Here is a 6,874-nt window from a genome sequence, read left to right on the forward strand (position 1 = left end):
CTTGGGCGGCGCGTCAAAGTTCCGACCCGTCCGCACAAGACATATGGCTTTGCAAAACCCCTACTTTGGCGGACATGGCCCAAGCCCGCAAGACCCCAAGCTTGTAGCAGGGCTTTCCTACGGACGCCGCCCCCGCGCCCGACGGGCCCCGCCATCAAGCCAGAAAGCCGCGCAGCAAAGGCTCCAGTTCACGCTTCAAAAAGTCCACCAACGCGCGCTGCGCGGTGGACGGGTAGGGCGTGGGCGACGTCAGGATGAACAGCTTGTCGCCCGGCCCCTGTGCCCGGTAGGCCGGCAGCACCTCGCGCAGCCGGTTTGCTTCCAGGTCGGGTTGGACGATATAGGCGGGCAGCAGGGCAACGCCCGCGCCGTCGCGCGCGGCCTGGGCCAAAAAAGGGAAATACTCGGATTGCAGCCGTGGCGCCAGCTTGATTTCGTGCGTCTGGCCGCGGCGGCCGGTCAAGCGCAGCGTGGTCCGCGGCTTGGCCCCGGGCGGGCACAGGAAGTCCAGCCGGCCCAGGTCGCGCGGGCGGGACGGCGCGCCCACGCGCTGCAAATACCCGGGCGCGGCGCACAGGTGCCATTTCACGTCGCCCAATTCGCGCGCGACATAGTCTTGCGGCGGCTGCGAAATTACACGCAGCGCCACATCTATCTCGGACGAGATCAGGTCGCTGACGCGATTCGAGAACAGCACCCGCAGGCTAAGACTGGGATGCTCCAGCGCAAAACGCACCAGCAACGGGCGCAGCGCGTCCAGTTCGCCAAGCCCCGTGGGCAGAGACAGGCGGACATGGCCGGTGGGTTCGGCGCCCAGTTTCTGAAGCGCGTACCGCGCCGATTCCACCTCGCGGGCCATGCGCGCCCCATGCTCGTAAAGCATTGTGCCTTGCTGCGTCAGTTCAAGCCGGCGCGTGGTGCGCCGGATCAGTTGCGCGCCAAACGTGCGTTCCAGCTTTTGCAGGTTGCGGCTGACATGGGACCGCGTCACGCCCTGGCGCAGGGCGGCCTCGCTTAGCGTGCCGGCTTCCACGATGGTCACGAACAGCTGGATCAGGTTCAGGTCTAGCGCGGGCAGGGCGGCCATGGGGAAGGGGTCATTGTTGCCTGTCAGGAAACAGAGTTTACTCAGACCGAAGGATTGTCGCGGTATCGACGCGTTGATAATCTGGTCGCCATTGCGCATTGCAGTCACGACAAGGAGACAAACCATGGCCCAAAGCATGTTTCGCGGCGATCTGTTCCAGGGGCAGCGCGTTCTTATTACAGGGGGTGGCACGGGCTTGGGGCTTGCCATGGCCGAACGGTTGGCGGCGCTGGGCGCCACGGTGCACGTGTGCGGCCGCCGCCTGTCCGTGGTCCAAGAAGCCGCCGCCGGGCTGCGAGTCCGGCACGGCGCGCAGGTCTACGCGCACGCTGTCGATATTCGCGATGCCGACGCGGTTGATGCCATGGTGCAGGGCATATGGGACACGCACGGCGGCCTGGACGGCCTGGTCAATAACGCCGCCGGCAACTTCATCAGCCCTACCGAAAAGCTGTCGGCGCGGGGGTTCAACGCCATCGCCGACACGGTTTTTCATGGCACCTTCTACATGACACAAGCGGTGGGCAAGCGCTGGATCGCTTCCGGCATGCCGGGCGCGGTGCTGTCGATTGTGGTGACGTGGGTATGGACGGGGTCGCCGTTTGTCGTGCCGTCGGCCATGTCCAAGGCCGGCATCGACGCCATGACCAAATCCCTGGCCGTCGAGTGGGGCCGCCACGGCATCCGCTTGAATGCGATTGCGCCGGGCGTGATTCCGACCGAGGGCGCGACCGCGCGGCTGCGTCCCAACGGCGACGGCCAGGACGTGCTGACTCAGCAGAACCCCATGCGGCGGCTGGGCACGGGACACGACATCGGCGAGCTCGCGGCTTATCTGCTGGCGCCTGACAACGACTGGGTCAACGGACAGACCATTGCGCTGGACGGGGGCGACTACCTGGCCAACGGCGCGTATTTCAAGCAGTACTTCGATTGGTCCGACGAGGACTGGGCCGCCGCCCGCGCCGCCATCGAGGCCCGCACCGCCCAAGACAAGGCGCAACGCGCCGGGAAGCCGGCATGAGCGGCCACATCATCGCCGGCAATGTCAGCCTGACGCGTGATGTGCTGGTCGGCCGAGGCGAGCAGGTGGCCGCCGGCCTGGCCGCGATGGGCGTGCGCGAAGGCGACGTCATCGCGGTGCTGCTGCGCAACGGCATGGCGTATCTGGAAATCATCCAGGCTTGCAAGCGCCTGGGTTGTTATTACTGCCCCATCAATTGGCACTACACCGCCGACGAGGTTGCCTTTCTGGTGACCGACAGCGGCGCCAGGCTGCTGATCGCGGACGACGACCTGTGGCGGCAGGCGCAGGGCGCGCTTCCCGCCGGCCTGCCCGTGTTGCGTGTGACCGGGCCCACAGCGGCGGCGCACGGACCCGTCGCGGATAACAGCGGCGACCCTGCCGACTACGACGCCTGGCGTGATGCACAGCCGCGTTACGACGGCCCCTTGGTGGCGCCGCGTGGGCACATGGCCTACACGTCCGGCACGACGGGCCGGCCCAAGGGCGTGGTGCGCCGGCCATTTCCGATGGACCGCCTGGCCGACCATCTGGCCGCCGTCGAATCCGTGGTGGAGCAGGCGTATGGCTTGCGGCCGGGCTGCCGCGCATTGTTGCCCGCGCCCATCTACCACAGCGCGCCCAGCGTGTTCGCGCAGGTGGCCTTGCGGGTGTGCGACACGCTGGTGCTGATGCCCCGGTTCGATCCCGTCGACGTGCTGCGCCAGATCCAGCAGCACCGCATCGACACCGTGTATCTCGTGCCGATCATGTACGTGCGCCTGCTAAAGCTGGACGCGCAAACGCGGGCCTCTTTTGACCTGTCGTCGTTGCGCTTCGTGGCCTCGACCGGGGCGCCGTGCGCGCCGGATCTGAAGCGCGCCATGATTGACTGGCTTGGCCCCGTCGTCCATGAAACCTACGCGTCCAGCGAAGCCGGCATGGTGACCGTGATCGATTCGCACGAAGCGTTGGCGCGGCCGGGCAGCGCGGGGCGCCCCATTGGCGCCGCGCAGGTACGCATCTATGCCGACGATGGCAGCCCGTGCGCGCCGGGCCAAATCGGCCATATCCATGTCCGCCAGCCCGCCTATGCCGACTTCACGTACCGCAACCACCCCGAGGCGAGACAGGCGATTGAACGCGACGGGCTGATCGGTCTGGGTGACCTTGGCTATGTGGACGCGGACGGCTACCTGTTCGTGTGCGACCGCGAGTCGGACATGGTGATATCGGGCGGCGTGAATATCTACCCCGCTGAAATTGAACACCACCTGACGCAGTATCCCGGCGTGGCCGATTGCGCCGTTTTCGGCGTGCCCGACGCGGAATTTGGCGAACGCCTGCTGGGCCTGATTCAACCCGCGCCCGATGCCGATGTGGACGTGCAGGATGTGATGCGTTGGTTGGACACCCGCATCGCCCGCTACAAAGTGCCGCGCCAGCTGCTGTTGCGCCCCGCGTTGCCGCGCGACGACAACGGCAAGATCGCCAAGCGCCGCCTGCGCGCCGAGTTCTGGGAAGGCCACGCACGCCGGGTCTAGGCGCGGGCAGATCGACTTGCCCCGTGTGCTTACGCGCGCGGGGCCCATACCAAGATAAGAGTCGCCAAAGACTCGGGAGACAAGCATGTTGAAGATCAACCGTTGGGCAGGCCGCGCGTCGGCGGCAGTGCTGCTGTGCGCCGGCGCCGTGTCGACGTCCGCACCCGTGTGGGCGGCGGCGTTTCCGGACAGGCCGTTAAAGCTGGTGGTGCCGTACACGCCGGGTGGCGCGGCAGACCAGTTGTCGCGCACGCTGGCCGAACGCCTGTCACGCGAATTGGCGCAACCGGTTGTCGTTGAAAACAAGCCAGGCGCCAACACCATGATTGCCGCTACCCAGGTGGCCCGCGCGCAGGCGGACGGCTACACCTTGTTGTTGGCCAGCAATGCCAGCATGGTGTTGAACCCGGCGCTTTACCGCAAAATTTCCTACGATGCCGAGCGCGATTTTCGCGTGTTGTCGATAGTGGCCGAACTGCCGCTGGTGGTGGTTGCCAACAAGCAGGTGCCGGCCGCCACCCTGGCGCAGTTCGTGGGCTATGCCAAGGCGCATCCCGGCAAGCTGAACTACGCGTCTGTCGGCATCGGCAACCCGCTGCAATTGGCCACCGAACTGCTGAAGTCGCGCACGGGCATGGACGTGGCGCATATTCCCTACAACGGCAGCGCGCCCGCCTTGAGCTCGTTGATGGCCAACGACACGCAGCTGATGGTGGACGTGATCAGCACGTCGTTGCCGCTGGTGAAAGACGGCAAGATCAAGGCATTGGCGGTGACGACGGCCGAGCGCCTGCCCGTGCTGCCGGACGTGCCCACGGTTGCTGAAAGCGGCTTCCCGGATTTTCGCGCCGCGACCTGGTTCGGCGTGGCGGTGCCGGCGGGCACGCCGCCGCAAGAGGCCGCTGTGTTGCAGCAGGCCATTGCGAACGTGCTGCGCCAAGCGGATTTTCGCGAACGATTCCAGACGTTGGGCCTGGTGATCCAGGCGCCGCGCGATCAAGCCGAGACGGATGCTTATGTAAGCGACGACCGTCGGCGTTGGGGCGAAGTCATCCGGGCCAACAACATCAAGCTGGATTGATACGGCGGGCGGCCCAACCCTTTTGGCGGGGGCGGGGGTCACGCTATCCGCGCGGGCCCGCTCACGCCAGCAACGCCGGCAATTCAGCCGCCGCGATTTCCAAGAACCGGCGCAATGCCAGGGGCTCGCCGCGGCGGGCCGGCATGATTGCGTAGATGCGCGACGGAGCGGCTTGCCAGCCGGGCAAGATGGCGATCAGTTCGCCTCTGGCCAGCATGTTGGCGCACAGATAATGCGGTAGCAGCCCCACACCCAGGCCGGCGCGCACCATGGATCGCAGCGTGGCCATGTTGCTGCTCAGGCATCGCGGCTGGAACTCCAGTGATTCCGTTTCGCCCGCCGGGCCGGTGAAGCGCCAGGTATGGCGGCTGTCCTGCGTGGCATGCGCCAGCAGCGGTAACGCGGCCAGGTCGCGGGGATGGCGCGGCCGTGCCTGCGCCAATGCCGGGGCGCCTACCAGTGTCAGCGGCACCAGTGCCAGCTCGCGACCGATCAGCCGGGAATCCGTCAGCGGGGCGCCCATCGCGCGAAACGCCAGGTCGTAGCCTTCGCCCACCAGGTCGATGATTTCGTCGCGAGTGTCCAGCAACACCCGCACGCCGGGATGCGCGATGCAAAAGCGGGCGACCATTTCGCCCAGCAGTGTCACGGCCAGCGGCGACGGCGCGGTGATGCGCAACAAGCCGCTGGGCGTGTCGCCCATAGAGGCCGCCAGGTCGAACGCGGTACGGGCCTCGCGCGCCACCGCTTGGGCGTGGACGTAAATCTGCTCGCCCATCGGCGTCAACGACACGCGGCGGGTGTTGCGCTGAAGCAGGCGCACGCCCAGCCGAGCTTCCAGTTCGGCCACGCGCCGGCTCAGCTTGGAACGTTGCATATTCAACACACGCGCCGCTGCCGAAAATCCGCCTTTGGCGACGACTTCGCTAAAGAGCAGCAAATCGTCCAGGTGATGAATGTGCGGGTACATAGAGCGGGGGGGCGTAAAAGGGGAGGCGGGCGCGAATTGTCCTGTGCGGCGTGACAAATATTCCTGAAATTGGCCTCTACTGTCCGCCTGGTGGAACGCATAAGCTCTGCGTCAGTCGGCGCCACCCCCTTTCCACATTGGCGCGACCCACTCCAGGCAGCGCCTTTTTGACTATTCATCTTAGTAACGTCGCGGCGAGCCAGCCCGAATCGGCCGGCGATTCCTGCACCACGCGCGCCTTTCGCCACACCGACTTTTCTCGTGGCTGCTCTCCGGTCATCAGGGTCGACCATTTCGACATGACGGCCTCGGCCGCGCCGGGCCCGTGGCCGCCGGAGCCGCGCCCCGGCTGCCACGTCGCCACCTTGCTGCTGGAGGACACGCGGGGCAGCCTGCTCGGCACCGGCGCCGCCGGCGATGAGCAGGACGTGCAGGCGGGCGACCTGCACTGGGCGCGGGCGGATGCCGGCGCCACTCGGGTGCGCCAGCCCGCCAACGGCGCTCGGTCCGATGGATGGCGGTTGAATGGCCTGCGTATTGTCGTGGGGGCTTGCGATGCGAGCGATGCCGGCAATCCCGCGCCCACGCTGATCCGGGGCTGGGAAATGCCGGTGATCCAGACCGACGCAGGCCGTATCCGCGTGGTCGCCGGCCACCACGGTGGCTGGCAATCGCCGCTGGTCACGGCGGCGTCGATGCTGGTCCTGGATGGGTGGCTGCGCCCGGGCGCGACGCAGCTGGTGCCGTTGCCGCCCGGCTGGAACGCCTGGCTTTATGTCGTGTCCGGCGAGCTGGGCGTGCGCGCGCGCCACCGCCGCTCCGGCGCGCCGGCGTTGCCCAAGCAGATGGGCGGCGATCCTGACTTCGCTGTCTTGGGCACGGGCTGCGCGCTGACCGCGTCCGCGTCCGCGTCTGCGTCTGCGTCGGCGGGCAATGAAGAAGGCGTGTTGGTGTTGATGGCGGGCAGGGCGCCGGCGCACTTCGTGCTGGTGGGCGGCCCGGCAGTCGGACGGGTGTCCGCGCGGGGTGTGCCCGCAGCCACTGCCATTGCCACACCCACGACCGCAGCCCCGACCGCAGTCCCCACCTCAGCCCCAACCTCAGCCCCCACCGCAGCCCCCCCCGCAGCCCCCACCGCAGCCCCCACCGCAGCCCCCACCCCCCCCCCCCCCCCCCCCCCCACCCCCGC

The 6,874-nt window shown here is 67.4% G+C and carries 6 protein-coding genes; 4 read left to right on the forward strand and 2 right to left on the reverse strand.

Annotated elements, in window-relative coordinates; all coding sequences use genetic code 11:
• Window positions 1–154: 154 nt before the first annotated feature.
• Entirely contained in the window at window positions 155–1,087 is a 933-nt protein-coding gene (locus tag V6F88_RS21320) for a LysR family transcriptional regulator (RefSeq protein ID WP_332612017.1), read from the reverse strand.
• 136 nt (window positions 1,088–1,223) lie between these two features.
• Here V6F88_RS21320 and V6F88_RS21325 point away from each other — a divergent pair, with 136 nt between their 5' ends.
• The 3 genes from V6F88_RS21325 to V6F88_RS21335 all read left to right on the forward strand — a co-directional run bounded on the left by V6F88_RS21325 (window position 1,224) and on the right by V6F88_RS21335 (window position 4,715).
• Window positions 1,224–2,111 carry an SDR family oxidoreductase gene (locus V6F88_RS21325; protein ID WP_332612064.1) on the forward strand — a complete coding sequence of 296 codons (888 nt, stop codon included), beginning with the start codon at window positions 1,224–1,226 and terminating at the stop codon, window positions 2,109–2,111.
• Complete coding sequence (locus V6F88_RS21330; RefSeq protein WP_332612019.1) at window positions 2,108–3,634, forward strand: AMP-binding protein; 1,527 nt, start codon at window positions 2,108–2,110, stop codon at window positions 3,632–3,634. The genes V6F88_RS21325 and V6F88_RS21330 overlap by 4 nt, the downstream gene beginning before the upstream one ends.
• A gap of 85 nt (window positions 3,635–3,719) precedes the next feature.
• Window positions 3,720–4,715 carry a Bug family tripartite tricarboxylate transporter substrate binding protein gene (locus tag V6F88_RS21335; RefSeq protein WP_332612020.1) on the forward strand — a complete coding sequence of 332 codons (996 nt, stop codon included), beginning with the start codon at window positions 3,720–3,722 and terminating at the stop codon, window positions 4,713–4,715.
• A 61-nt stretch (window positions 4,716–4,776) separates the two neighbouring features.
• Here the strand turns inward: V6F88_RS21335 and V6F88_RS21340 are convergent, their stop codons facing one another.
• Entirely contained in the window at window positions 4,777–5,685 is a 909-nt protein-coding gene (locus V6F88_RS21340; protein WP_332612021.1) for a LysR substrate-binding domain-containing protein, read from the reverse strand.
• Between the two features lie 167 nt (window positions 5,686–5,852).
• Between V6F88_RS21340 and V6F88_RS21345 the strand changes: the two genes are divergently transcribed.
• Window positions 5,853–6,874, forward strand: a 1,022-nt coding sequence (locus V6F88_RS21345; protein WP_332612023.1) for a hypothetical protein, incomplete at its 3' end; no start/stop codon positions are given.

Source organism: Achromobacter sp. ESBL13 (assembly GCF_036668755.1).
In the GTDB taxonomy this organism is placed as follows: domain Bacteria; phylum Pseudomonadota; class Gammaproteobacteria; order Burkholderiales; family Burkholderiaceae_B; genus Achromobacter.